General features: G+C 53.8%; 26 protein-coding genes. 13 read left to right on the top strand and 13 right to left on the bottom strand.

Annotated elements, in window-relative coordinates:
- The first annotated feature begins 218 nt into the window (after positions 1 to 218).
- Complete coding sequence (locus K1718_RS11715) at positions 219 to 1,217, top strand: hypothetical protein (RefSeq protein ID WP_265684525.1); 999 nt, start codon at positions 219 to 221, stop codon at positions 1,215 to 1,217.
- A 7-nt stretch (positions 1,218 to 1,224) separates the two neighbouring features.
- Here K1718_RS11715 and K1718_RS11710 read toward each other — a convergent pair whose 3' ends face one another.
- From K1718_RS11710 to K1718_RS11700, 3 genes are all read right to left on the bottom strand, one after another.
- Entirely contained in the window at positions 1,225 to 2,796 is a 1,572-nt protein-coding gene (locus tag K1718_RS11710) for a DUF427 domain-containing protein (protein WP_265684524.1), read from the bottom strand.
- Positions 2,797 to 2,992: 196 nt separating this feature from the next.
- The gene (locus tag K1718_RS11705; RefSeq protein ID WP_152501088.1) at positions 2,993 to 4,141 is read right to left on the bottom strand and encodes a methyl-accepting chemotaxis protein; all 1,149 of its coding nucleotides are present in this window, start codon (positions 4,139 to 4,141) and stop codon (positions 2,993 to 2,995) included.
- A 48-nt stretch (positions 4,142 to 4,189) separates the two neighbouring features.
- Positions 4,190 to 4,714 (bottom strand): PAS domain-containing protein, encoded by a 525-nt coding sequence (locus tag K1718_RS11700; RefSeq protein WP_265684523.1) that lies wholly within the window; start codon positions 4,712 to 4,714, stop codon positions 4,190 to 4,192.
- Between the two features lie 778 nt (positions 4,715 to 5,492).
- On the opposite strand from K1718_RS11700, the gene K1718_RS27525 reads away from it, so the two are divergent.
- The 4 genes from K1718_RS27525 to K1718_RS11685 all read left to right on the top strand — a co-directional run bounded on the left by K1718_RS27525 (position 5,493) and on the right by K1718_RS11685 (position 7,404).
- Positions 5,493 to 5,840, top strand: a complete 348-nt coding sequence (locus tag K1718_RS27525; RefSeq protein WP_418068118.1) for an ArsR/SmtB family transcription factor — start codon at positions 5,493 to 5,495, stop codon at positions 5,838 to 5,840.
- Positions 5,837 to 6,253, top strand: coding sequence for an SRPBCC family protein (locus tag K1718_RS11695; protein ID WP_265684522.1), 417 nt, complete (start codon positions 5,837 to 5,839; stop codon positions 6,251 to 6,253). The genes K1718_RS27525 and K1718_RS11695 overlap by 4 nt, the downstream gene beginning before the upstream one ends.
- Positions 6,254 to 6,268: 15 nt before the next feature.
- A complete protein-coding gene (locus tag K1718_RS11690) occupies positions 6,269 to 6,718 on the top strand; it encodes an SRPBCC family protein (RefSeq protein WP_265684521.1) in 450 nt (149 codons plus the stop codon).
- A gap of 98 nt (positions 6,719 to 6,816) precedes the next feature.
- Positions 6,817 to 7,404, top strand: coding sequence for a hypothetical protein (locus tag K1718_RS11685; protein WP_265684520.1), 588 nt, complete (start codon positions 6,817 to 6,819; stop codon positions 7,402 to 7,404).
- A gap of 142 nt (positions 7,405 to 7,546) precedes the next feature.
- On the opposite strand, the gene K1718_RS11680 is transcribed toward K1718_RS11685, so the two are convergent.
- From K1718_RS11680 to K1718_RS11670, 3 genes are all read right to left on the bottom strand, one after another.
- On the bottom strand, positions 7,547 to 7,981 hold the full coding sequence (locus K1718_RS11680; protein WP_265684519.1) for a RidA family protein: 435 nt from the start codon (positions 7,979 to 7,981) through the stop codon (positions 7,547 to 7,549).
- Positions 7,982 to 8,385: 404 nt separating this feature from the next.
- A complete protein-coding gene (locus tag K1718_RS11675; protein ID WP_265684518.1) occupies positions 8,386 to 9,813 on the bottom strand; it encodes an aldehyde dehydrogenase family protein in 1,428 nt (475 codons plus the stop codon).
- On the bottom strand, positions 9,810 to 10,802 hold the full coding sequence (locus tag K1718_RS11670) for an NAD(P)-dependent oxidoreductase (protein WP_265684517.1): 993 nt from the start codon (positions 10,800 to 10,802) through the stop codon (positions 9,810 to 9,812). The genes K1718_RS11675 and K1718_RS11670 overlap by 4 nt, the downstream gene beginning before the upstream one ends.
- Positions 10,803 to 10,917: 115 nt before the next feature.
- On the opposite strand from K1718_RS11670, the gene K1718_RS11665 reads away from it, so the two are divergent.
- On the top strand, positions 10,918 to 11,790 hold the full coding sequence (locus K1718_RS11665; RefSeq protein ID WP_265684516.1) for a LysR substrate-binding domain-containing protein: 873 nt from the start codon (positions 10,918 to 10,920) through the stop codon (positions 11,788 to 11,790).
- Between the two features lie 10 nt (positions 11,791 to 11,800).
- On the opposite strand, the gene ttcA is transcribed toward K1718_RS11665, so the two are convergent.
- Both ttcA and K1718_RS11655 read right to left on the bottom strand, forming a co-directional pair.
- Entirely contained in the window at positions 11,801 to 12,742 is a 942-nt protein-coding gene (gene ttcA, locus K1718_RS11660; protein ID WP_152501078.1) for a tRNA 2-thiocytidine(32) synthetase TtcA, read from the bottom strand.
- Between the two features lie 134 nt (positions 12,743 to 12,876).
- A complete protein-coding gene (locus tag K1718_RS11655; protein ID WP_265684515.1) occupies positions 12,877 to 13,341 on the bottom strand; it encodes an ester cyclase in 465 nt (154 codons plus the stop codon).
- A 274-nt stretch (positions 13,342 to 13,615) separates the two neighbouring features.
- Here K1718_RS11655 and K1718_RS11650 point away from each other — a divergent pair, with 274 nt between their 5' ends.
- A complete protein-coding gene (locus tag K1718_RS11650; protein WP_152501076.1) occupies positions 13,616 to 14,104 on the top strand; it encodes a LysM peptidoglycan-binding domain-containing protein in 489 nt (162 codons plus the stop codon).
- A 120-nt stretch (positions 14,105 to 14,224) separates the two neighbouring features.
- Here the strand turns inward: K1718_RS11650 and rpsD are convergent, their stop codons facing one another.
- Positions 14,225 to 14,842 (bottom strand): 30S ribosomal protein S4, encoded by a 618-nt coding sequence (rpsD, locus tag K1718_RS11645; protein WP_152501075.1) that lies wholly within the window; start codon positions 14,840 to 14,842, stop codon positions 14,225 to 14,227.
- Positions 14,843 to 15,320: 478 nt separating this feature from the next.
- Between rpsD and K1718_RS11640 the strand changes: the two genes are divergently transcribed.
- Positions 15,321 to 17,117: an EAL domain-containing protein gene (locus K1718_RS11640; RefSeq protein WP_152501074.1), complete on the top strand. Its 1,797-nt coding sequence runs from the start codon at positions 15,321 to 15,323 to the stop codon at positions 17,115 to 17,117.
- A gap of 71 nt (positions 17,118 to 17,188) precedes the next feature.
- On the opposite strand, the gene murI is transcribed toward K1718_RS11640, so the two are convergent.
- The 3 genes from murI to K1718_RS11625 form a co-directional block, all read right to left on the bottom strand.
- Positions 17,189 to 17,998, bottom strand: a complete 810-nt coding sequence (gene murI, locus K1718_RS11635) for a glutamate racemase (protein ID WP_265684514.1) — start codon at positions 17,996 to 17,998, stop codon at positions 17,189 to 17,191.
- Between the two features lie 14 nt (positions 17,999 to 18,012).
- Complete coding sequence (locus K1718_RS11630; RefSeq protein WP_152501072.1) at positions 18,013 to 18,825, bottom strand: RNA methyltransferase; 813 nt, start codon at positions 18,823 to 18,825, stop codon at positions 18,013 to 18,015.
- 68 nt (positions 18,826 to 18,893) lie between these two features.
- Entirely contained in the window at positions 18,894 to 19,808 is a 915-nt protein-coding gene (locus tag K1718_RS11625; RefSeq protein WP_265684513.1) for a LysR family transcriptional regulator, read from the bottom strand.
- Between the two features lie 92 nt (positions 19,809 to 19,900).
- On the opposite strand from K1718_RS11625, the gene K1718_RS11620 reads away from it, so the two are divergent.
- Both K1718_RS11620 and K1718_RS11615 read left to right on the top strand, forming a co-directional pair.
- Positions 19,901 to 20,980: an L-dopachrome tautomerase-related protein gene (locus K1718_RS11620; RefSeq protein WP_265684512.1), complete on the top strand. Its 1,080-nt coding sequence runs from the start codon at positions 19,901 to 19,903 to the stop codon at positions 20,978 to 20,980.
- 79 nt (positions 20,981 to 21,059) lie between these two features.
- Positions 21,060 to 21,455, top strand: a complete 396-nt coding sequence (locus tag K1718_RS11615; RefSeq protein WP_265684511.1) for a VOC family protein — start codon at positions 21,060 to 21,062, stop codon at positions 21,453 to 21,455.
- Positions 21,456 to 21,476: 21 nt separating this feature from the next.
- Here K1718_RS11615 and K1718_RS11610 read toward each other — a convergent pair whose 3' ends face one another.
- Complete coding sequence (locus K1718_RS11610; RefSeq protein WP_265684510.1) at positions 21,477 to 22,649, bottom strand: adenylate/guanylate cyclase domain-containing protein; 1,173 nt, start codon at positions 22,647 to 22,649, stop codon at positions 21,477 to 21,479.
- A 134-nt stretch (positions 22,650 to 22,783) separates the two neighbouring features.
- Here K1718_RS11610 and K1718_RS11605 point away from each other — a divergent pair, with 134 nt between their 5' ends.
- The 3 genes from K1718_RS11605 (at position 22,784) to K1718_RS11595 (ending at position 26,283) form a co-directional block, all read left to right on the top strand.
- The gene (locus tag K1718_RS11605) at positions 22,784 to 23,206 is read left to right on the top strand and encodes a DUF2267 domain-containing protein (protein ID WP_265684509.1); all 423 of its coding nucleotides are present in this window, start codon (positions 22,784 to 22,786) and stop codon (positions 23,204 to 23,206) included.
- A gap of 122 nt (positions 23,207 to 23,328) precedes the next feature.
- Positions 23,329 to 23,871 carry an STM3941 family protein gene (locus K1718_RS11600; protein ID WP_265684508.1) on the top strand — a complete coding sequence of 181 codons (543 nt, stop codon included), beginning with the start codon at positions 23,329 to 23,331 and terminating at the stop codon, positions 23,869 to 23,871.
- Positions 23,872 to 24,066: 195 nt separating this feature from the next.
- The gene (locus tag K1718_RS11595) at positions 24,067 to 26,283 is read left to right on the top strand and encodes an NADP-dependent isocitrate dehydrogenase (protein ID WP_265684507.1); all 2,217 of its coding nucleotides are present in this window, start codon (positions 24,067 to 24,069) and stop codon (positions 26,281 to 26,283) included.
- The last annotated feature ends 52 nt before the right edge of the window (positions 26,284 to 26,335 follow it).

The raw sequence follows: 26,335 nt of genomic DNA, 5'->3' as shown, positions 1-26,335 counted from the left end.
CCGAATGGCTTCGCTTCAAGCCACGCATTCTCTTGCAAAGCTCGCTTCGACAGATGTCGGCAAAAGTGAACTCCAGCGAAACCAGGCGCACAGTCGGGGCAGCCCTGTTTTCTGCGGCTGGATCCATCCCCCTCCATATTGCTCCTTTGCTCATCGCAACTCTGCTTGCCACGCGGTCCATTTCGAATGCAGAAGCAGGAAGCGTTGTGAGTTGTATCATGGCGGGTCAGATCGTAGCCGCGTTCCTGGCCGCAAGAATTCGATATGAAACGCTCGCGCGACCTGCATTGGCTTTCGTCTTTTGCGTATATGCTGCAGCGCTTTTCCTGTCTCTATGGGTGAGCGCGCCTCTCATGTTTGCTCTTTGCTGGTTCGCGATCGGACTGGCATGTGGCTTTCTGATGCAATTCGGCATCATGACAGCTGCCCAATCCAATATGAAACTCCAGGCCTTTGCGTGGCGGCTTTCTTTCGCACTTTTTATTTCCGGCCTGATCGCACTTTGCTTTCCCCTGTTTGAGACGGATCAGACCTACCGACTTCTGATCACATTGTTCGGGCTGGGCCTGATAGCAGTGTTTCTAAGTGGTCTGGTGCTTTGGCGGAAAGTTCCAACGCATAGTGCAAACAATGCGCCGCCAGCAAAGGGACACCTGTCAGGACTGGACGGCTTTGGCTTGGCTTTGCTGTTTCTATTCTTTTGCGGGCAAATTGGCTTCTTATCCAACACCGCCCATTTCACAGCGAGCAACGATCTCAGTTTGGACAATACGTCGTTGGCCATAGGCTTCTCAAAAACTACGATTGCACTCGTGATCCTTTGGGTTGCCATGCGCGGCACCCGGCACGGAAGTTGGTTTCAAATTCTCTTTTCGGCAGCGCTCGCGTCTTCAGGGATCCTGATCGCAACTCAACAGAGTTTCATCTTCATTGTATTCAGTTTTGTTGCATTCGAATTGTTTTTGAACCTGTTGTCCGCCTCATTCATGGCTGCCTTGTCGGAAAAGTTTTCAAGCAAAGCAAAGGCGTTGCTATTGATCGCCACTTTGTCCGGAACGCTGATCGGTCCGCCCCTATTCGGACATCTGATTGACAACAATCAGGGCACCTTGCCGATGTTGCTTGCGGCCCTGGCCGCTTTTCTGCCATTGCTCTGGCTCGCCTATTGGAGAGGCATTGATCGCACACTCCAACGCGGTGCGCCAAAATTGGACTAAACTTAAGCTACGAAGCAGTCTCGGCCGGGCAGACACTAACGGCGAAGGCTTCGACGGGGTCTGCAACATTGTGCAATTCAACAGCGCCCAGTGGCGTTGCTCCGCAATCGGCCTCGTCGGCAACATCTTTTGACGCAACGATTGGATGACCGACAACCTTGCCATGATCGCCAAGCCGGGCGGCAATGTTGGCCGCGCTTCCAATCACGGTGAAATCCAGGCGTTCTTTTGAGCCTACATTTCCATAGGTGACTTCACCAAAGGCAATGCCGATGGCACATGTCAGGGGAATGCCGTTGCCGTCTTCTTCGGGGACCGCCAAACGTTGCACGATCTGATCTGCACTGGCCACGGCCTGTCGACAGGCCTTGTCGCGATCCCCACCTGCGGGAAAAATAGCAAGAACCGCATCGCCAATGAACTTCAGAACTTCGCCCTCATGCTCGTTGACAATTTCGGTCGTCACTTCGAAGAACCTGTTCAACTCGGACAAGTAAGCATCGCGCCCGAGTTCGGTTTCCAGCCGCGTCGAATGACGCAGGTCGCAGAACAGGATCGATGCGTCGATAACTTCGCCATCGCCACGGCGAATTTCCCCGCCCAGAACACGTGCGCCGGTTCTCTTGCCAAGATAGGTTTCCAGGATCGTTGTCGCATTCGACGTGAGGGCAAAGACCTCAAACAAGCGGCTGATGAGCGCAGAGCACTCGAAAATCAATCCCAGATTGGCTGTCGTAAAACCATTCGGATGGTCAGAGGCCAACGTCAACACGTTGATCCGACCATCGGAGAAGGGCAACGGCATCGCGACATAGTCGGTAACACCCTGCTCTCTCAAATCATCCATAATCGGAAAGTTGAATTCGTCTGGGTTGGTATCGAGTTTCTGCCTCACGCCGCCCAACCCGTCTGCCACATGCTGCAGCGGACTGTTCTTGAAAATCGGACTTTCCAGAAGCTCGTACGAAGGATAGCGGCTGGTAACCTCGTCTGTGTCCCGCTGCCAGATCGAATTCTGGCCAGCGATCATCGGATGAAGGGACCAGATCAACACGGTCATCCGGCAAACGGCGACACCGTCCTCGACAAGCTTTTTGCCCAAAGCTGAAATGAGCTCCTCAGCCGTCCGTGCCGTCCATGCCTCGCGCAGCAGCCAATCGACAATCGGCCCGGAAATATTGCCGCCAAAGGGCGTGTCCAGTTGCTTGCCGTCATATTCAATGCGAGAGGCAACACCGGGCATGAACGCATGAAACCCGTCAACGGCCTGCCCTTCAGGCAAGGCGGTCGGGTAATGCCAGGCGCCATTTTCAATCGTCTCACCTGACACTTGAACATCGCTGTATGAGGCCGTGCCTTTGAGCGGACAGAATGTCCGGTAATCAGGTGCCGGTTTCAGATCTGCGCGAATGTCGTCCTTAGGAAAATAAACCACGGGAGGAAGCCGGGTTTCATACATGACACGGGCCCTGGTGGATCTTGCCAGAACGACGTTGTTCCGCCAGGCAGTCACCTCGCCGGTGAGCGGCTCCACCAAGACACCATAATCGTTTGCCGTTCGTTGCGCGCGCACTGTCATCTCAAAGAAATAGGCATCCCGGCGGGAACTGTCCAGAACGTTCCACGGGTGCTCCAGCCCACACCAACAAGGTTTCCAGGCAAATCATCTGCCGAAAGAGCTTGCCCGATCACACAAGGCACCTTAAATGCAAGAACCGCAAACCGGTTGCTTATCCGATCTGCGGTTCTGAATACCTTGATAGGACTGGACCGCGTCAGATGACCTGACGCACCTCGCTCAAAAAACCGTCCACTTCATGGCGAAGCATCTCACCCTGCTCCGACAATCCTGAGGCAGCATGCAAGACATGATTGGCCTCGGTTTTCGTCGACCCGGCCATGTTGGTGATCATGCCGATGTTGGAACTTACTTCGTTCGTACCAGCCGAAGCCTGCTCGATGTTACGAGCGATCTCCGCCGTCGCAGCGCCCTGCTCTTCAACTGCCGCAGAGATTGCAGATGCAATTTCGCTGACTTTGGAAATGGTTGTACCGATCGACCCAATAAACTCAACTGCCTGCGAACTTGCCGATTGAATGGACTTGATCTGCGCACCGATCTCGTCCGTTGCCTTGGCCGTTTCGCTGGCCAGTTCCTTGACTTCGGATGCAACAACGGCAAAGCCTTTGCCCATTTCGCCGGCCCGAGCTGCTTCGATCGTCGCATTGAGCGCCAAGAGATTGGTCTGATTTGCGATGTCGGTGATAAGCGAAACAACTTCGCCGATCTTGTCGGAAGATTCAGCCAGCATTTTGATATCGTGGTTGGCTTTCTCCACCTCATTTACGGCTTCGCCGGCGATTTGCGCCGAATAGCTGACCTGTTGGTTGATCTCGCTTACCGACTGCGTCATCTGCTCGGTAGCTGCCGCAACGGAACTGACATTGGACGACGCATTGGCGGCAGACGATGCCACTGCCGTTGCTTGCTCGTCCATCGAAGTAGAGGACTGATCCATTGACCTGGCGCTATCTTCAAGCTCGCCCGAAGCCGTCGTGACCGATTCAACCACTGTTGCCATTTTTGTTTCGAAGTTCTCCACCACCCCGGTAAAAGAACCGACGCGTTCCTCCATGGCCTGCATGGCAATATTGATCGACTCGCTGGCAACACCGAATGCACCTGTCATGCCTTTGGTCGAAATTCGCCGGAAGTATTTGTTTTCGGAAACATATTCCAGAGAAGCCTTGGTTTCACGCACATAAGCGTCAGACCTGTCGATCAACCGATTGATCGCATGAAGCAGCCTGCCGGCATCGCCTTTTTCGGAAATATTCAGGATGCGGCGCTCGAAATCACCGTCTGCAACGGCTTCCACGACTTCAAGCGCTTTCTTTACCGCTGATCTGTTGTCGCCAATCATTTTTTCCAACCTTCAAAACTGACAAATGACATTCGAGAATTGGCCAATTCAAAGACCGGCAATGAACTCGTCATAGGGAACGCCTCGTTCCTGCAGGATGCCGGCAACCATTTCCCTGGAGGAATGGAGACCGTCTTTTCTGTTGGCGTGACGGCGCTCTTCGGCAACCAAATCGGCATAAAGAGGAGCGACAACTCCCTCCAGAATATTTCTGTCCGGGACCCGCCTGTTCGAGTGATATCCGACAACGTCTCCGTTGTTGTCGACGCTCGGCGTCACATGGGCGAGAACCCAGTAGTGGTCGCCGTTCTTGCAGCGGTTGACCACGTAAGCAAAAATCTCGCGTCGATCCTGGATATGTCCCCACAAGAGATCAAAAACGCAACGCGGCATGTCCGGATGACGAATGATGTTGTGCGGTTCGCCGAGGCATTCTTTCTCGGTGTATCCGGCAATTCTGAGAAACACATCATTGCAATAGGTGATCCGGCCTTTGAGATCCGTTTTACTGACGATGATTTCATCATCACCGAAAAACTGCTCGACACCGGTAACAATTACATCCTTGGCCATACATCAATCTCCCTTGCAGGCAATAGTCCTAAAGACTTCCTCCAAAGATCACCTGATGAGTTGCTTTTTGAAAAACGACAGGGAAACGAAATGAAATTTTGGCAACGTTATCCGGCCCACAAAGAGACAGAATAACTTACCAAAACTTCCCAAAATTTTCCCACCCCCAGGAAATCTAGAGATATGACCTAGAGGCAAAAATCTTGCTGAGATATTAAATGAGCACCGAGTTTTGGCATTTCACGACATATTTTCCGCAAAATGCCAAGTAAAACCACCAGAGATAATGATCCAAAATGTATTTCAATGCAAACGTGCATAAGTGAATGCACTTAGATTTGCCGCGAATACACAACCAGGAATTAAACTTAGAGTTCTTTACAGTAAGCCTTTAAGTTGTATCGACAGCAATTACTCACCGGAAGCTAGACGGTTAACCCACTGGCACCGCGCCGCAGCCGTGTCACTGTTGGTGTTTGCGAATACCAGGAAGCTGATCTCTTGGACCGCGTGACGATGCGGTGGCCAATACCCGATCCGGATGAAGCCCCACTCTGGCAAGTCTCGTTTCGGCACTCCTGAGCGCAAGGCCCGCAAAACGCCTTTCAGGATACAACATTCGTGAACTCGAGGTGCGCCAAGAGTTTTCAAGGACCATTTGGTTGGATCAAGTGCCATTCAAAGTCAGAGAGCTGCATCTCACTTTCAGGAATACTCATCCCGGTTTGATTGACCCGGCGTGAAAATCATTCTTGACATTTAAGTATATACTTAAATAATGAATGACATGCCTCCACAAAAAGCAACATCAGACGTTTTTCATGCCATAGCGGATCCCAATCGCAGGGCCCTGCTTGGATTTCTCGCTCATGAATCGAGACCTGTCGGAGATTGTGTTGAGGAACTCGGGATTACGTACTCGGCAGTTTCGCAACATCTAAGTGTACTGCGTGAAGTCGGACTGGTTGAGAGCAAAACTCATGGCAGAAAACGGCTCTACCGCTCACGATTTGAGCCATTGCAAACAGTTCACGACTGGACGGCCCTCTACCGGCCGTATTGGCAAAATCGCCTCAAGGGCCTTGGCGAGTATTTAAACCGACAAGAGGGTGACGGACAGGAATGAGCCAGATCCTCAATCTGAATCTTGAAGAATTCTACCCACACCCCCTGGAACGTGTGTGGCAGGCACTGACTGATCCTGCTGCAATTTCCGAATGGCTGATGCCATGTGATTTTCAGCCTGTTGTTGGTCATAAGTTTACTATTCGCGGCAACGCCACTGAGAACTGGCGCGGCTTCACTCATTGTGAAGTACTTACACTCGAAGCACCCACGTTGATGGAGTGGCTATGGGAAAGCACTGACGTTGAAGAACCTACGCGTGTTTCATTCGAACTTCAGTCTTTCCAAGGCGGCACCAAACTCTCGCTGCGTCATACCGGAACGACCACTCGCAAAGACATCGAAAGCCTGTCCTCGGGATGGCCTCAAAAACTTCGCCAGCTCAAAGAGTTACTTTTCAATCTTGAATGCTAGGAGGCATCAGAAACCATGGCTGGATACAAAAGAATTGTCGAAGTCGATGTGCCTGCCAGTGCCATCTATGCAGCGATAACCAGCGGCGTAGTAAACTGGTGGACGACTGGCTCTGGCGATGCTTCGGAAGTGGGGATGGTTTTTTCCACTCGCTTCGGAGAAACATACAACCACATCAAGGTCGCCAAGTTGGTACCCAATGAACGCATCGAGTGGGACATTTTAGAACACTATCATGCAAACGATACCTTGAAGCGGGACGACGAATGGACCGGAACAAGGATATTGTGGAATTTGATAGAACTGGACGAAAACAGAACGCGACTTGAGTTTACTCATGAAGGGCTCATTGAAAGCATGGAATGCTGGGATATCTGCGAAGCAGGATGGAATTTTTTCCTTCTGGAAAGCTTGAAACCCTATCTTGAAAAAGGTGAAGGGCAACCGTTCCAGCACGAACAATGAGGAACTCCTGCGTTCTTCCCAAAGATGAGCTTTAGCAGAGCTTAATTGGTGGAGTTATCAATCGCACATTAAGGAGCGCACCGCTTGGTATCGTGTCCATGGATGGTTATTCGCTAAATACATCAATTGATGGAGCACTGCAGTCTCGCGATCTGGTACTGTGCATCACAGGTGATTTACGACTTGAGTGGGGCAAGGACCCGGTTCGTGAAGCGCGACCGCTTGCCGATATTACAGAAATCAGGCTCTGGGCGGAAAAGCCGAAGATCGCTGACCCCGCGGGACGGGCTTTGATCAGGTTTGCTGACGGCAAGACAATAAAAGTCAGCGGAGCCTCTGTGACCGGTGCTCCAGATAGGGTCCGGGCACGGACATATCTCGAATTCCTGCGTCACCTGCATCGCTGTCTGGATACCACGCAAAAAACAGAAATCCGGTTTTTGCGAGGGTTTGCAAAGGGGTCTCCAGTCAAAGGATGGACGGTATTCGCTGTCTGCGCTGCCGTCGATTTAGCACTCTTTGATTTCCTCTGGACGAACATGCGCGCCGACGCGCAATGGTTCGTGCGTCCCGGTCTCATCATCTTTGGGCTGCTTGGTCTCGCAGCCGCGGCAAGCATTGGACAGGCCACATATGGACGAAGATACGATCCCGCCAGGCTCCCGCGTGATCTTACCCCGCTGTGACTTTTTGGGCTTCCTTCGATTTGGATTGAAACCGTTACCGTCGGCATCTTAAAGACGCATTTCGCTCAGGCGTAACACTGTTCTAAAGAGTGTTCATCCTTCAGCTCTACCTGGCGGTCGAACAGTGCGCTGTACAATTGAGTTATTGGTGCTTTTCCAACGCGGCATCTGGCATGACAAAGCGGCTTACAGGGATTTCAGCAATGGCGGTTATCTCAACAAGCAATCTTGCGTCATAAAGCGATGAGATTTCCAAAGTTGTTGTGACAGGATAAGGCGCGTCAAAGAAACGTGACCTTATTTCAGCACAGCGCATGAAGGCTTGAATATCTGTCGTAAATTGCTGGAGTGAAACAATGTCGCTCATTCGTCCACCCATAGCGCCCAGAACACAGGAGATGTTTTTCAAGACTTGAGCAACTTGAGCCGCCATGTCCCCCTCACCGACAACCTCACCATCTGGTCCGAGCGAAACTTGCCCCTTTAAGTAGATCGTTTTTCCTTCTCCAGCGATCACACTCTGAGAAAAGGCACCAAAAGGGCTCCAGAGATCTGAAGGATCAAAACTTTTTGCCATGTCGCTGCCTCACCGTAGGGAGTTTCACCAGTCTGAAAACTCAAGACCCGTTCACGGGCTTGTAGGCTGTTAACTGAATTCTACACAATATACTCATTTAGAGCAAAAGATAGCTATCTAATCATCATCATCCATTTTGGGTTCATTGACTGAACCCGGCCTTGCAGACAGTGATACCGTGCCTCCAGCCAAGCACCGAAGTTGAGCTTTGGCCTGTGGATATGGGTCGGGAATTGGCACAGCACTGAAGAGCGCACTGCCAACTCTTCGCGACTGAATGACGTTTCATTTCGTCCAAGACTTGTCGACGCATCGTATTAAGCGTTCAAAATGCCGCGCCCGCATTCTTGCATTGGTCCAATTCGCGAAAAACTGGATGTGTTCGCCTGATCAAATGAGCGCACCTAAGCAGTCGTGATGGCCTTCACCTCCAGAAAATCCTCAAGGCCAAACTCGCCATATTCGCGACCATTCCCCGACTGTTTATAGCCACCGAAAGGCACATCCCAATCCGGACTGCCGCCGTTGATGTAAACGCTTCCCGCCCTCAACTTTCGCGCAACCCGGTTCGCGCGCTCCTGATCACCGGTTTGCAGATAGGCGGCAAGACCGTATGGCGTGTCGTTTGCCATGGCGATCCCCTCTTCCTCGGTTTGAAAGGGGATCATGACCAGAACCGGGCCGAAGACTTCGGTCCGGGCAATGGCCATTAAATTGGTTACGTCAGCGAAAACGGTTGGCTTGACAAAAAAGCCCCTGTCGAACCCGTCCGGTTTGCCGGGACCTCCAGCAACAAGTCTGGCTCCGTCGGCAATGGCACGTTCAATATGACCCTGGATTTTTTCATACTGCAGACCGCTGATGACGGGCCCGATATGCGCTCCTTCCCGTGCCGGGTCACCCACCCTGGTCTGACCGGCAAACTTCGCTGCGAGGTCTACGGCCAGATCGTAGACCTTTGCCTCTACCAGCAACCTGGTCGGCGCATCACAGGATTGGCCCGAATTCAGGAAGCAGCTCTCCAGTGAGTATCGGATAGCGGATTCCAGATCCGCATCGGCAAAAAGCAGATTTGCCGATTTGCCGCCAAGTTCGAGCGCAACACGTTTGACAGTGGGAGCTGCATTCTGCGCGACAGAAACCCCTGCCCGCGTCGAACCGGTGAAGGACATCATATCAATGTCCGGATGGGCCGACATCGCCGCACCGACAGTTGGGCCATCGCCGTTGATCAGGTTGAAAACACCGGCAGGACAGCCTGCTTCATCAAGCATTTCAGCAAAAAGCAGCGCGGAAAGAGGCGCTATTTCACTTGGCTTCAGAACCATGGTGCATCCCGCGGCAAGCGCTGGAGCAACTTTTGCGGCGATCTGATTGATTGGCCAGTTCCAGGGTGTGATCAGACCGCAAACCCCGACAGGCTCGTGCACAATCAAGCTTCCTCCACGCGGCGACGATCTCTCGAAACGGTGAGATTTCAATGCTTCCAGCGTTGCCATCAAATGGCCAATACCGGCTGGCGTCTGCTGTTCGCGTGCGAAGGTTTGGGGAGCCCCCATTTCCAGCCGGATCGCTGCGTCCATTTCAGGTGTTCGCCGCTTGTAGACCTCGATGATCCGTTCGATGAGCGCCGCCCGTTCGTCAATAGACGTTTCAGCCCAGCCAGGAAACGCATCTTTTGCCGCCGAGACAGCCTTGTCGACGTCGGCTGCCGTGCCCATCGAGATTATGCCAACCGCTTCTTCGTTTGCAGGATTGACCACGTCCATTTGATCAGGACCAAGCGGCTCAACCCACCTTCCACCGATATAGAATTGGCGCTTTTCAATCATCCGTCCGCACCTTCCCGTTCATCGTAAATGCAGACATCTTGCGTAGGCTTTACCTCGTATCCAGGCTCTTCCGGTTCGTCGTCAATCATCTCGGGTGGAAATCCGTTAGCAAGGACCTCAAGTCCGGTCGCCTCTTCCAGCCTTTTGATAATATTGGGTGAAAGCTCACGCTCTCCGTATCTGTCAATCGCATCGGCGAAGATGCGGTTCAGCAAGGGTGACACTTCCAAGGGCACGTCGTGACTTTGAGCCAAATTCTGGAACAGTCCAATGTCCTTGGCAACCAGGTCCATCGTGAAGGAAATGTCTCGAGAGCCATTGAGGATCACCTGGCTTTCCGTCTCGTGAACGAAGGAGTTACCGGACGAGATCCGAATGGCCTCGTATGACGTGTTCAAGTCCAATCCGGCAGCTTTGCAGGTCACCAGCGCTTCCGCCAATGAGACGAGGTTCGCCGTCGCCAGGTAGTTTGTGACCACCTTCAAGACGGAAGCCGAGCCGATATCACCTGTATGAAGAACCCGCCGACCGAGCACAGTCAGAAAAGGCAAGGCCCTTTCAAACGTCTCGCGGCTACATCCTGCAAAGATTGAAATGTTGCCGGTGGCAGCACGATGACAGCCACCGGAGACCGGACATTCGATCGCTTCGCCGCCTGCGGCGATGACACGTCCTGCCAGGCGTCTTGTCTCATCGGCATCAGTGGTGGACATTTCCGCCCAGATCTTGCCTGGCCCCATGCCTTCCAGAAGGCCTTCTGGCCCTTCGACAACCGATGCACAGGCCGATGGCGTCGGCAGACAGGTGATGACAACGTCGCATCTACCGGCCATTTCCTTGGGCGTGGCGGCCCGGTTCGCTCCCAGAGATACGAACTTTTCGACAGGGAGCGGATTGAGATCATGAACATCCAGCTGATAACCATTGCGCAAGATGCTTCCGGCCAGTTTTCCGCCGACATTTCCTAGACCAATAAAACCGACACGCATGAAAGGTGCCCTTTCGGCAATCGTTTGAACATGCCTTCAGTTTGTCGCTCGAGTCTGGAAAAGAGAAACGATATAATTTAGGTTGATTGCATCGATTTTTTTATGAGTTGGAAAAATGCTGTCAGTCCCGAACCTCCAATGGCTTAGAAGTTTTGAAGCCGCAAGCCGCAACGGCAGCTTCACGGCTGCCGGAGAAGAACTTGGCCTGACCCAGGCTGCCATCAGCACTCACATCAGGGCCCTGGAACAGCAGCTTGGACATCAGCTCCTTATTCGCAGCACACGGAATGTGGACCTGACGGCCAGCGGCAAGGCTTATCTGCCTTCTGTCCGCAAGGCATTGACAGACCTCGCCGTTTCAACAACAGGGCTCTTTGGAACAACCGCTCCGGGCTCGGTTACCATTCGAGCACCTATTTCCGAGGCCGTTCTCATCATTGCGCCGGCTCTCGCCTCGTTTCAAAACGAGTACCCCGAGATTGAGATCAGGTTGCTGTCTGCAATCTGGGCGGACACCGTTCTTGAAACCGGTATTGATATCGAAATCCGCTTGGGGACAGGAAACTGGCCAGGCGCTCACGCGGAGGCGCTTGGCCTGGAGGTCATGGTTCCTGTCTGTCACCCGGACCTTGCAGTAAACCTGCATTCGGCCGCAGACCTGTCAGAATACCCGTTGATCCACATTCTTGGATTTGAAAACCATTGGGTCAGATTTTTTGAAGCACAGGGAATATCTATGCCTGAAGATCGAGGCATCACCGTCGACACCTCGCTTGCTGCCGTAGAATGGGCCGCAGCAAAGGGAGGTGTCGCACTGCTCTTGGGGCGCGTTGCGAGGCAGCTGGCCTCAAGCGGACGCCTTGCCATTCCCTTTGAGACAACCATTCCCGCGCTGCAGACCCACTATCTGCTTCACCGGGAAGGATCTTCAATGCGAAAACCTTCAGCACAAAGAGTTGAAACATGGCTCAGAGAGCTGTTCCAATAGTGCGATCAAGTCATTCTGCCGCAAACAGCTTTGCCGTCATTGCAAGGCTGGCCCCACAGGGTTCTTCGGCCTCGCCGCCTTGCGCGTCCCCTGCTCCATCGGCAGGGCGAAGATTGACGAAGTCATAGATCGACCTGTCCATAAGATGCGACGGGCGTGTGTGCGCAAGTGCCCTTGCCATCACTCCCAAGCGCCCGGGTGTCTGCTTTTCCCATCCCTGAAGCATGCGTTTCACTTCTTCACGTTGCAACCCGTCCTGAGAGCCACAGAGATTGCAGGGTATGATCGGGAACTCCATCCGTGCAGAGAACTTGGCGATGTCGCTTTCTGCCGCATATGCCAGCGGGCGCAGCACAAGTAGATCGCCCTCATCATTGATCAGCTTCGGCGGCATCGATGCAAGCCGGCCACCGTGAAAGAGGTTCATGAAAAACGTTTCAAGGATGTCTTCCCTGTGATGCCCCAGAACAATCGCCTCGCATCCTTGCTCTCTCGCAACCCGATACAAGATCCCCCGCCTAAGGCGGGAGCACAGCGAGCAGTAGGTTCGGTTTTCAGGGATCTTGTCAGTGACGATGGAATAAGTGTCTTCGCGAATGATGAGATGTTCGATGCCGTTTTCCTCAAAGAACCTTGGCAGAACATCGGCAGGAAAGCCCGGCTGGGCCTGATCCAGATTGCAGGCCAGAAGATCCACGGGCAAAAGGCCGCGCCATTTCAACTCAATCAGGACCGCCAGAAGTGTGTAACTGTCTTTGCCGCCGGACAAGCAGACAAGCCATTTCGGGCGCTTTTCCTGCGAGGCCTCAGCGGGCAGCATTCCAAAATCGCTGATCGCTTCGCGCGCTTGACGAAGCAGGCGCTTGCGCAGTTTTTTAAAGTCAACACTGGAAGGCACGTTGCGCAGGAGCGCCGGAACGCCTGTATCCGTGTCGTTTGCAATATCATTCATGCGAGCAGCCTGGAAAACATCGTTGTTTCGGCTGACATAGCGGATTGTTACGGCAAGGCCAAGAAAAAGCGCCCGAAGGCTCTTGCCATCAAGAGAAGGTTCTCAACTGTCTTTTGCCTTCGCGCGCGTGCTGTTTAAACGCCGATGCGCTCTCCACAAAGGCATTCACCGAATGTGTTTTCAGGCAGCAGGCCCAGCTGTCCAAAAAGGCTCATGAAATCAAAGTGATTGTAGGCCTCAATGATTTGCCCGTTTGCGACTTTGATGAAAATGGTTCCAGTCGTCTGCACCTTCATGTCCGTGCCCCGCTTTGTTGCTTTCAAAACACAGAGCAACGCGAGCCAGTCACCTTGTTCCATATCCATGGTGACTGAAATATCGACATTGCCAACCAGCTTGAGCAAGGAACGGTGGAATTCCTTGAAGCCCTCTGGGCCAATTCTCGCGTGATCAGCGAAACGCGCATCATCATCTCGAACATATGTGCCAAGCCCTCTCGCAGGTCCGTCAGATACAAAGAGCTCTTCGATAGCTCCCTCATCTTCCTGCGCCCAGACGCGTTCAAACCAGGACTTAACAACCTCCAATTTTTCACTCATGATTTTCCCCCTCCATAAACCGTCAAAAGATGCACGGCTGAGTTGCGCCTATGGTTTTAACCCAAACACAAGAATTTGGCTAACTTTCGAAAATTTCAATCTCTGGTTTCCTTTCAATCTGAAGCAGACAACGGAATGTGCCGACCGGCGCTGCAATGCAGGATAGAACCAAAGGTTGTAACTTTCATTTACCCGCGAAAGCATTGTAGTGTGATGAGTGCTTGCTGGGGGGTGACACATAGGTCCTGAGGTTACTCAGGAGGAGGGTATTGTTTTGACTGTTACGCTCGACATTCAGCAGCCTCAACCATTTGATCTTGTAGGCTCCAAAATCATGATCGCCGGAAACGCTGCAGCGTTTGAGGGCACCTTGAGTATCCGTGTCTCTGAAGGACACGATGAGTATTCATCCTTCACAACGGTTGGCGCGCTTGGTCTGAGGCAATTTCAGGGATCCATAGATATCCCGGACACCAACAGTTTCCAGCTGAACCGTTTGTTCCTGACACTTGCCGACGACACCGGGAACGAAAACGGCCCCTCAGTCGTTATTCCGGTCCTTTTCGGGCCGAAGATAATGCCGGGTTACGGAGGATGGCAGCCCTATACTGTAAAGCCCGGTGATACGCTGACAAAAATTGCCCAGGATCAATATGGCAACTCCAATTTTCAGCCGATTTTCGAGGCCAACCAGCACATCTTGAGCGATCCCAACCTGATTTTTCCGGGTCAGCTGTTACGCATTCCACGAAACGACATCTAAGCCGATATCAGTTGGTACACTTCGTATTCAGACGCGAAGTATTGACGATCTCCAAACACAAAAAGGCCCGCCGGTTTGGCGGGCCTTTCAAATTTTCCGAAATCGAATATTCGACGACTGTTAGCGCGAATAGAATTCGACGACCAGGTTCGGTTCCATCTGTACCGGGTAAGGCACATCGGAAAAACCGGGGATCCGGTTGTAGGTAGCAGTCATCTTGTTGTGGTCTGCATCAACGTAATCCGGCACATCGCGTTCTGCGGACTGGATAGCTTCCAGAACCAGTGCGAGTTGCTTGGATTTTTCGCGAACTTCGATCACATCACCCGGGCGCAGCTGGTAGCTCGGGATATTGACGCGCTTGCCATTGACCTTGATATGACCGTGGTTGATGAACTGACGAGCAGCAAAAACAGTCGGGACGAATTTGGCGCGGTAGATGATTGCATCAAGACGGCGCTCCAGAAGGCCGATCAGGTTTTCGGAAGTATCGCCCTTGAGACGTGATGCTTCGCTGTAGACCTTGCGGAACTGCTTCTCGGAAATGTTGCCGTAATAGCCTTTCAGCTTCTGCTTTGCGCGGAGCTGAACACCGAAGTCAGACAGTTTGCCTTTGCGGCGCTGTCCGTGTTGACCCGGGCCGTATTCACGTTTGTTTGCCGGGCTCTTCGGACGACCCCAGATGTTTTCGCCCATCCGGCGGTCGATTTTGTACTTAACGCTGTGGCGCTTTGACATCGCGGTTTCCTTTGAATTCGCGTTGTTGTTCTAAAAAGGAAACGCGCCCTCCTTTATCTTCACACAACGCAAAGCGCTCTGCTCCGATCGACAGGGACCCGGCTAGACGGCGCCGGCCGGAATACCCACGGGTGCGTAGTGCCGGAAGGCAAAACCCGCCGGACCGCGCGGATGTACAGGCAGGTCCCTGGAATGTCAATGTGCGACGGGTCAAACTCGTTCAAAAAGACCCTAAACCCAAGAATTTGTGGGACAATCAGGCGTATATCGAACCGGCAATTGACGACAAACTGCGATTTTCGACCGGCCGCCCATAAAACAGGCAAATTAATGCATACATTTAGAAAATCTTAATTGCAGTTTTTCACTATACAATCAACGTTACAACCCTTGGGAATAATATCAGTAACGCACGGTCCTAACTTCCTCGAAACTTAACGTACCTTTGGGAAGTTGGACCTTGAGTATAGGATCTCGGATGTCAGCGAATCGCCATTCAGTTCAACAGGCTGATTTGGAAAGCACAGACGTGCTTTTCCGGACGCGTGATGAAATGCTGAGTGTTCTGGACTTCGCTTTGCAACCGATCGCGGATATCGGAACCGGCGTCGTTTACGGCTATGAGGCTCAAGTTCGAAACGCCGAATTCGGCCATGCTCCCTCACCTGGAGACCTGATCAGGCAAGCCCATGCGCTCGGGTTTCTGGCCCAGTTGGAAACCGAACTCTTCCGCAAGGCGCTCCTGCGATTTCAAGACCTTAGAATAGCGCAGGGAACCAAGCTTTACTTCAAACTGGACGGCCGCAATCTTGGTGAGGAAGGCGACCCTCGTCTTGGCCTGGGTGAGATCGTGTCCGAGCTCGGTCTCAGCACCAATCAGATCTGCCTGGAGTTTTCCGAACGCCATCAGGAAGCTTTTACCGACCTTGCACATCACGCATTGAATGATCTGCGCCAGCTCGGGTTCCTCATCACACTCGACGATTTCGGCCGGGGCTCTTCCGAGTTGCGCCTGCTGCACGACATGTCGCCTGACTATGTAAAGATCGATCGCTTTTTCCTAAACGACATCGACAGTGACGCCCGCAGGAAGCTGTTTGTTACAACCGTGGCAAATCTTGCGCATGTTCTGGGCTCTCGAGTGATCGCGGAAGGCGTGGAAACTGAACAGGAATTCAAGGCTTGCCGGGAAGCGGGCTGCGATCTCATCCAGGGCCAGTTCGTCGCCAAACCTTTTCAAAAGGCTGCGCACGCGAAATTGTTCTATGAACATGTCCGGGCCCCTGGCATCGGACGCAAACGGCGGGAGGAACAAGACAGGATCCGTAATGAGCTCTTGAACTTGCCGACCATACAGTTCAACGCTTCGATGAATGAACTGCTCGACATGGTCGTGCACAATCAGGACTCCAGCGTCATCCCTGTTCTTGATGCCAACAACGAACCGCGGGGTCTTATCCATGAGCGGGATCTGAAAGCCTATCTGTATTCAGGTGGACCGGATGATGACGACGCCAAGGCAGCGCTCGACTTTCCCTTGCGCTCATTTGTGCGCGCCTGCCCCATTGCCGATATTGACAGCAACGCCGACATGCTTCTGGTGACCTTTGCCTCGTCGATCAATTCAGATGGGATCATCATCACTGAAAATTTCCGCTATTGCGGTTTCCTTTCGGCGACATCTCTTCTGAAAATCATACATGCCAAGCGTTTGCAGGAAGCTCAGGATCAAAACCCGCTGACGCGGCTGCCGGGTAATGGTGCAATCACCAAGTTCATCTCGGATTGCGCGCGCAAGAGCACACACGATCGGCACTTGTGCTACATGGATTTCGACAATTTCAAACCCTTCAACGATACTTACGGCTATCGTCAGGGCGACAGGGCAATTATCCTTTTCGGAGAGTTGGTGCAGCGCCACGTATCCGGAACAGACACGTTTCATGGCCATCTCGGCGGCGACGATTTCTTCGCAGGCTTCATGAACGCGGATCAGACCGATGTCGCGGCACGTATGCTGGCGCTCAAACGAGCCTTCCAGGTAGATGTTGAAAGCTTTTATGACGCTGAACACCGCGCGCAAGGTTTTATGGTGGCGCAGGACCGCTTCGGCACCACTCGCCAATTCCCCTTGTTGCAATGTTCGATTTCAATCCTGACCCTTCCAAAGGGTTTAAGGATCCCGCCCAACAAGCTGAATACCGAGATTATCGCTCTGAAACGTGCGGCCAAGCGGTCCGACGACGGTCTGGCAGTCAAGTTTCTGGCGGCCTGAATCTCAAGGCGACCCACCTGCCATCTTTCAACTCATTGCCGAAGACATGCCCAAAATTTGACTTTACCAGCTCAGTCAAAAGCAGGAGACCCGCCTTTCAGCAAGGTCAGTCCAAACCCGGCAAGAAGCCGTTCCAAGGCTGGATTATCAGGCTGCGACGTGAAGATCGCTCGGTCTTGAATGCGGCCAGCTGAACGCGGGTGTGCATCACCCACGACCCGCATCAGTTGCCGCGCAATGGCTTCTGCCGGGTCAAGCCAGTCCACGGGCCAGGGGGCAATCTTGCGAAATCTGTTCGCAAGAAATGGATAATGCGTACAGGCCAGCACAATGATGTCTGTGCGCTTGCCATCGCGTTCAAGAAAGCAGTCTTCAATTTCTGTCAGAAGGTCACCATCGCCGACGGTGTCACCACGCAGATGCCTTTCAGCGAACTCGGCAAGAAGATCGGAACCAACCAGGCGTACGTGGCACTGGCTGGCAAAACTGTCGATGAGGCTTCTTGTATAGGTCCGGCGGACCGTGCCGGGTGTCGCCAGAACGGAAATGAGACCTGAAGACGTCTGCTCCGCCGCTGGTTTGATCGCCGGAACCGTGCCGACGAAGGGCACGTCCGGATGGGCGCTGCGAAGATCGCTGCCGGCAAGCGTGAAAGCCGTGTTGCAGGCAATGACCACCGCTTTTGGCTGATGCGCCTCAATCAGCCTTTCAAAAAGAGCAAGGAGGCGGGCTTTGAGCTCTGGTTCGGGCCAACGGCCAATGGGAAACGCGGCATCGTCTGCGACGTAGAGCAAGGGCTCATCTGGCAACAGATACCGCGCCTCGCGCAGGACCGTGAGCCCACCAAGACCTGAATCGAATATCAGAACCGGCCTCGTCACGCCCGCAAAGCCCCCTACTCCTCGTTGCCAGTGTCTCCGCGCTCCTTGCGCGGTCGGGTCTGACGTCCTTCGAGCGAGGCAATCACCCCGCGCAATGCACGAACTTCCTGTTCAGTCAGTTCTGCTTTCTGAAATATGTTCCGCAAAGTTCGCACCATGTGAGGACGACGCTCGGGTGGACGAAAGAAAGTGGCCGTGTCCAATGCACCTTCAAGATGCTCAAAGAACCTGAGAATGTTGTCTTTCGTTGCCGGCGGATGTTCCTCTTCGGACAGGAGAAACGGCAGCGCACCCGATGTTGCCGTCTTGCGCCATTCATAGGCGCAGACCAGCACAGCCTGTGCGATATTCAAGGATGCAAAGTCGGGGTCGACCGGCAAAGTGACAATTTCGTCCGCCAGGGCTATTTCCTCGTTGTTCAAGCCCCATCGTTCGCGTCCGAAAAGATAGCCGGTAGCGTGCCCCTGGTCCCCAAGTGACACGGACTTTTGCGCCGCTTCGTCCGGTCCGCGCACTGGCTTGGGCACTTCGCGCGATCGCGCCGTTGTCGCATAGACAAATCGCAGGTCTGCGATCGCGGCTTCGACACTCTCGAACACCTGAACCTTTTCGATGACATGGTCAGCTCGGCTCGCGGCAGCCCGTGCCTTTTCGCTCGGCCATCCGTCACGTGGATTTACGATCCGCAGATCCACAAGACCGAAATTCGCCATGGCCCTTGCAGCCGTTCCGATGTTCTCACCAAGCTGCGGCTCACAAAGGATTACCGCGGGCGGTTTTGCGGTCACCGCCCTGGCTTCTTCTCTGATATTTGCGTTCTTGCTCATACTGCGGGGATGTAACCGAACCGGATCGACTTGGAAAGACTGGCCACTCGCTTCCTCAGGTTTGGAGACTATTCATTCGTCCTCGCACAGAAGTCTCCTGCGCCAAGACGGAATGCCTCCTTCGTGAACTCGTAGAACGACTTGATCTTCCGTCCAGCCCGCCCTTCAGCTGCATAGACGAACGATATTGGCGCATCGGGTGCATCTAGACACCCTGGCATCACTTCCACAAGACGGCCGCTCTCAAGCTCTTCCTTGACAGCAAGGCGCGATTTGACAGCAAGTCCGAGACCTTCAAGCGCGCCGCTTGTCAGCATGTCGGAGTTGGACACAAAAATGCTGCGCGATACAGACATGCGCCGTTTTCGGCCCCTGATGTCCTTGACGTCATGCTGGGTCTGCCAGGGAAGGCAAACCCAAGGCTTGTCGCGAAGCTCTTCAATCGACGTTGGTTCGCCATGATCAGCGAGAAATCCGGGAGAGGCACAGACGATCCGGTCATTGTCGCTCAGCTTTCGCGCGATAAGAGCGCTGTCGGACAGCTTTCCAACCCTGATCGCGCAGTCCTGCCCTTCTTCAACCAGAGAAACAAAGCGGTCGACGGCCAGGAATTCCAGCGTGAGGTCTGGATGTTGTTTTCGAAACACCGCCAATTGAGGCAAGACGAATCGAGACAGGATCCATGGCGACAATGTCACCCTCAAATGGCCACGCAGGTGAGGCGTTCTGCTACCGACTTCGATCTCTGCCTGCTGCAGGTCTTCCAAGATGGCCTCGACCCGTTCAAGAAAAACCTGGCCCTCGTCTGTCAGTCGGAAATTACGGCTGTTGCGGTGAAAGAGTGTGACGTTCAGGGCGCTCTCCAACTTGACAATCCGATGACTGACCGTGGCGGCCGACAGCCCCTGCTCCGCAGCTGCGGAGGTTATCCCGCCACACTTGGCAACGGTCACGAACGTCTGAAGATCGGGCACACTATACATTTGATTTTTTCGAATTCTGGTTTCGCTTTTTGGACAGTTTTTCAGAAAAAATAAAACATTTAAACCCTCTGCATCCACATGAGGAGGACATTATGAAAAAGCTACTCGCCGCCGCAGGCATTGTTGCCAGCCTCGCCGTTCCAGCAAGTGCGGAAGGTCTTGAGACCTATTTGAGCTTTGAAAAGTCAATGCCGCCGGGAAACCTGGCCATTGGCCCCGACGGCCGCATGTTCATGTCAGTGCATGAATTTTATGGACCGGAGTTGCGCGTGGTAGAAGTCTTCAGCGACGGCAGCACCAAACCTTATCCGACTGAGGATTGGGCACGAGCCCCGAAAGAAGACGGCAACGGGCTGAACGGCGTTCTGGGTCTTCGAGCCGACCGCGACGGTATTTTGTGGATGCTGGACGGACAGGGGGAAAACCGGACCGGACGTATCGTCGGGTGGGACACAAATACTGAAACGCTGCACGCCATTCACTATATCGGAGCGCCGGTATCTCGACCCTCGTCATTCCTGAACGATCTTGCGGTCGACCGTGACCACGAGGCGATCTACATCTCCGACACCGGTGATGGGGCGAACTCGGCATTGATCGTTGTAGATCTTGAAACAGGGCGCGCACGCCGTGTCCTGGAAGGATCGAAATTCACCACTCCCGAAGACACACCTATGATCATTGATGGCCGCGAAATTCTTCTGGGCGGCAATCCAGCAAAGATCGGGGTCAATCCAATCACGATCGATCCGACCAACACCTGGGTCTATTTCGCACCGATGACAGCCAGTGCAATGTACCGTGTCCAAACGAAGGATCTTCTTGACGAAAGTCTGAGTGAAGACGAACTGGTCGCGCGCGTGGAGCGCTATGGCGATAAGCCGATCTCCGACGGCTCGACCGTCGACACAGGCGGCAATGTCTATATCACCGCAATGACCGACAATGCGATCGGCGTCACCAAGCCGGACGGCAGTTACGAAGAGCTTTTTCAGTCCGATGAGGACCTGCCCTGGCCCGACGGGTTTTCAATCGGCGCTGACGGATATGTCTATGCAACCATTAACGAATTGCACCGCTCTCCAGTCTTGAACGGTGGTCAAGATGCCTCGCTCGGCACCTACAGGATCGTCAGGTTTCCAGCGCTGAGCACTGCCGTAAGCGGACGATAGTTTAGTTCGGTATTCTGTTTTCCCATCAAAGAAACCGGCGTGCGCTCTTCGGAGAGCGCGCGCCTCATGGAGATTATCAATGGCAAAGATGGTTCATACCTGCATCAGGGTTCTGGACGACGCCAGGTCAGCAGACTGGTATAAAAGAGCATTCGACCTCGAAATCACAGACCAACTGGATTTCGATGCGTTTCGCTTGACCTACCTGAAAAACGAGACGACCGGGTTCGAACTGGAACTCACCTTGAACAAGGACCGCAAAACTCCCTACGACCTCGGCGACGGCTATGGGCATCTTGCCGTTACGGTTGCAGATCTAGACCATGACCATTCCCGACTAAAAATGCTTGGCATCGAAGTCGGCGATATCGTCGACTTTGCGCCGGCAGGTGAACGTGTTGCGCGCTTCTTCTTTGCAACGGATCCGGATGGCTACAAAATTGAGGTGATTGAAAGCGGCGGACGATTTCAGTAGGCAGCTCAACGCTATGAGTTGCTAATGCGCGGGCATATGACGAACGGGAACAATAACTTGTGTTCGTTCAAATCCTTTCAGCTCGAAGGTCGGTGCGCCGATGGTCGAGATCCCGCTCAGCTCGGCGACTTTTTCAGACACGACCGTCTGGCCATTGACCAGAATGGCGGAGGAAAGGATCCGCGCAGCAAGGTTGACCGTCGGGCCAATTGCCGTGAAATCAAGCCTGTCCGAAGCACCGATATTGCCATATTGCAGCGGCCCCAGATGCACAGCTGCCCGGAAGGGCGGCACGGCATCAGAAAACACCGGTTTCTCGCCGCCTCCCGAGGCCTCCCTGAGTGCCTCAAGCGCAGCCTCGCAAGCTGAACGGTCGTCGAGTTTCTCGGAGATTGGAAAGATTGCAAGCAGACCGTCTCCCATGAACTTCAAGACTTCGCCCCCACGCGCAACGATTGGTGGCACCAGACAATCATAGAAGCGGTTAAGCCGGGCAAGCACTTCGGCCGCTGAGGCGGAATTTGAGAACTTCGTGAAGGCGACAAGGTCTGCAAACACCACACAGGCTGTAATCTCTTCAAGGTCGCCCCGGTGCACCCGGCCGGAGAGGATCTTGTACCCGCTGTCGCGGCCGACATAGGCGGACAGAAGATTGGCTGCATTGAGCCGCAGCATGTAGGTTTCCGTGAGACGCGCCAACGGCAGGCGGATCTTCTCAAGCGCCGCTATCATGTCGTCGTCAAATCCACCGTCGGCTTTTGTCGCCCAGCTTACCAGGTGTGTTTCGCCCGTCGTGAAAAAGAGCGGTTGGACCACATAATCCGTTATTCCCTCCCCTCGGAATTCCTTGAGGATCAGAAAGTCGTCCGGACACACAGGATCACATAGTTTCCGACGCAGCATCTTGCCTGTCTTCAAAACTGTTGGCAGAGGATTGTTTAAATATTCAGCACCATCGAATGCCGTCATGTCGGCATCAGATTGGTCGACGCCCTCACCCTTCAACCATCGAAACCGGCGGCCCTGAAGATTGGGGTGAAGTGTATAGATGAACAGAGCAAAACGTTCCAAAGGCAGACCGGCTTCAAGAAGGCCGTCGCAAATACCGCCGACAATCGCTCTTGCATCCGCGCTTGGCCGGGCACCATCCAGCATCCACAAAAACAGGTCATCAAGCTTGCCGCTATCGATCATATTGCGCCTTCATGCTCCACCGTCTCGCGAATATCATAACTCATCAATCGAAACGTTCTGACCTTGCCTCTGTCGGTAGAAAGGCCCCATTGAGACCAGAACGATCCCGTCTCAATCTTCGCTCAGGTTCAGCCATGCCCATGCCGCAAACCTATTTTCATGCATCACGTGATTTCGATGCCTTTATCAAAGATGTTCGTGACACCTGCATGCTGCAGACACACCATCAGGCCTATCATACGCTAAGGGCAGTGTTGCACACATTTCGCTCGCATCTGACCGTCCGCGATGCGCTCCGATTTTCTGACATTCTGCCAGCCGTGACGCGTGCAATCTTCCTTGAAAACTGGGAACCATTGGAACCACCCGCGCCATTTCCGGACCGTCCGGTATTGATCATGGAAATGAAGTCCGTACGGCAGGATCACAATCTTGCGCCTGACAGCGCCATAGAAGACGTTGCTGCAGCACTTAGAAGGTCTTCCATTGACACAAAGGACCTTGAACGTGTTCTGGCTATCTTGCCCGAAGGTGCGACGGAGTTCTGGAAGTCGTGACACGCGCCAGGTCTTCTGACCCAAAAGAATGCGGTTAGGAAGGGCTCGCACACGCGCTTGAAGCACCAGCAGGTCGGCTGTTAAATTCTGACGCTCTTTCTTGAACTTCAAGGCAAACGCACGTGCAGATTGACCCGAGCCAGCACATTTCCTTTCAAAGGTCTGTTGGAAAATCCTTGCTCATCCTGTCCTTATGTCTGCCCTTCGTCATGATCGGCCTGTTTGTGGCAACCGGGGCCTTCGATGCACCTGGCAGTCAAGGCGACGGATTGATTGTTGGCCTCCTGTGCGTAGCCTTTTTCGGGTTTCTAGGGATCTACGGCACCATCCGTCTGATCAAGAACCCACGGCAGGCGATCGAAATCGGGCCGGAGGGCATCACCGACACCAGGATTTCCGATAGGACCATCCCGTGGTCCAAGATCATCGAGATCACGACCTGGAGCAGCCGCGGCTCATCGATGATCATGCTGGAACTGGAGCCGGAATTCGCGAAGAGCCTGAACCAGTCGAAGTTTTACAGGGCCTACAAGTTCGCAAATCGCCTCGTCGGGGCGAAAGGTCACTGCCTCAATCCTGTCGGATACAAAGTCAGTTTCAGCGATTTCAGCAACATCATAGCCGAATACGCAACTGCGCATCATTCTCCGGCAATGGAGGACTGACTCCCTGCTCCGTTTTTGCCCCGATTGCCTTTTCGCAGCCGTTTGTTAGAACTCCCCCGAACATCCCCTGCCTTCTCCCTCCGTAGGGCTGGCAATTGATTGCGTACAATTGTATACGCTACACGAAATTCACTCTGGAACGGCGATCCGCCGGTCCGTCAGATCGCACTTCAAACACTGGGAAATGTGAGAGAAATGGCCGATATCATCTATACCAAGGTCGACGAAGCGCCCGAACTGGCAAGCGCCTCATTCCTGCCCATCATCCGCGCCTTCACCAAAGCCGCTGGATTGACCATCGGCACAAGGGACATTTCGCTGGCCGGTCGTATCCTTGCCAATTTCCCTGAATATCTGACCGACGAGCAGAAACAGTCCGACGCACTTGCCGAACTCGGTGAAATGGTCAAGCAGCCGGACGCGAATGTCATCAAACTACCAAACATTTCAGCGTCTCAACCGCAGTTGAACGCAGCGGTCAAGGAACTGCAGGATCAGGGTTACAAACTGCCTGACTATCCAGCGGATCCCCAGAATGATGAAGAAAAATCGGTCAAGGCACGCTATGACGCCATCAAGGGGTCTGCAGTGAACCCGGTTTTGCGCGAAGGCAATTCCGATCGTCGCGCCCCGAAGGCCGTCAAGGAATATGCCAAGAAAAACCCGCACCGCATGGGCGAGTGGCTACCTTCTTCAAAGACCCATGTGGCAACGATGGGCCAAGACGACTTCCGGTCCAACGAAAAGTCCGTAACCATTGCTGCTGCTTCCGCTGGCACCGCGAAGATTGAATTTGTTGGCAAGGATGGCGCGACGACAACGCTGAAGGGCGACTGGCCACTTGAAGAAGGCGACGTCATCGACGCCACCTACATGAGTGCAAAAGCGCTTTCAGCTTTTCTCGAACAGGAAATTCAGGATTCCAAGGACCAGGGTGTCCTTTTCTCTCTGCACATGAAGGCAACGATGATGAAGGTCTCCGACCCGATCATCTTCGGCCATTGTGTCAAAGCCTTCCTGAAAGACGTTTTTGACAAGCATGCTGCAACCTTTGCCGATCTCAGCGTCAATCCTGACCTCGGCATCGGCGATCTGGAAGCAAAAGTTGCGACCCTTCCCGCGGACAAGGCGGCAGAAATCCAGGCCGACATCAAGTCAGCCCTTAGCAACGGTCCGGACATGTACATGGTGAACTCAGACAAGGGCATCACCAACCTGCATGTTTCTTCCGACGTCATCATCGACGCTTCCATGCCGGCCCTGATCCGCGCAGGTGGCAAGGGCTGGGGTCCGGACGGCAATGAGCATGACGCCAAATGCGTGATCCCGGACAGCTCTTATGCCGGCGTCTACTCCGCTGTCATCGACTTCTGCCGGGAAAACGGCGCACTCGATCCGGCCAAGATGGGTACTGTTCCAAATGTCGGTCTGATGGCCCAAAAGGCCGAAGAATACGGCTCCCATCCACAAACATTCAAGGCACCTGCAGACGGAACGATCCGGGTGGTTGATGCCGCAGGCACACCCCTGATCGAACATGGTGTTGAAGAAGGTGATATCTGGCGGGCCTGCCGCACCAAGGACGCACCGATCCGTGATTGGGTCAAGCTTGGCGTCACCCGTTCGCGCCTGTCTGGCATGCCTGGCGTGTTCTGGCTGGACAAGTCCCGTGCACATGACGCGGAACTGATCAAGAAGGTCGAGGCATATCTCCCGGATCACGACACATCCGGTCTGGATCTGAAAGTCATGGCACCGACAGAGGCCGCCAAATACTCGACCGAGCGCATCGCCCGCGGCGAAGACACCATTGCCATCACCGGCAACGTTCTGCGCGACTACCTGACCGATCTCTACCCGATCCTTGAAGTCGGCACTTCGGCAAAAATGCTTTCGATTGTCCCGCTGATGAACGGCGGTGGCCTGTTTGAGACCGGCGCCGGCGGGTCAGCTCCAAAGCACGTTCAACAGTTGCAGGAAGAAAATTATCTGCGTTGGGATTCGCTCGGTGAATTCTGTGCTCTCGGGGCTTCTCTGGAGCACCTTGCCAACGCCAAGGGCAATGACAAGGCCCAGGTTCTTGCAGATGCCCTGGACAAGGCGATTGAAGGCCTGCTCGACAATGACAAGTCCCCGGCCCGTCGTGTCGGCGGCCTCGACAACCGCGGCAGCCATTTCTACATCGCGCTTTATTGGGCAAAAGCACTCAGCGACCAGGATCAGGATGCAGACCTGAAATCACATTTTGCACCGATTGCAGCCGCACTTTCCGACGGGGAAGCGACAATCGTCAGCGAACTCAATGGCGTTCAGGGTAGCCCGGCCGACACTGGCGGCTACTATCATGCGCCCCAGGCGAAAGTCGATGCGGTCATGCGCCCGAGCGCAACGCTGAATGGCATCATTGGTTGACCGCATACTTAAACCTGTGTTTGAAAGGGCGGCCTGGGCCGCCCTTTTTTGT

It is taken from the genome of Roseibium porphyridii (genome assembly GCF_026191725.2).
Classification (GTDB): Bacteria; Pseudomonadota; Alphaproteobacteria; order Rhizobiales; family Stappiaceae; genus Roseibium; species Roseibium porphyridii.
Note: the sequence above shows the minus strand (reverse complement) of the source record. Positions and strands in the feature narration are given on the sequence as shown.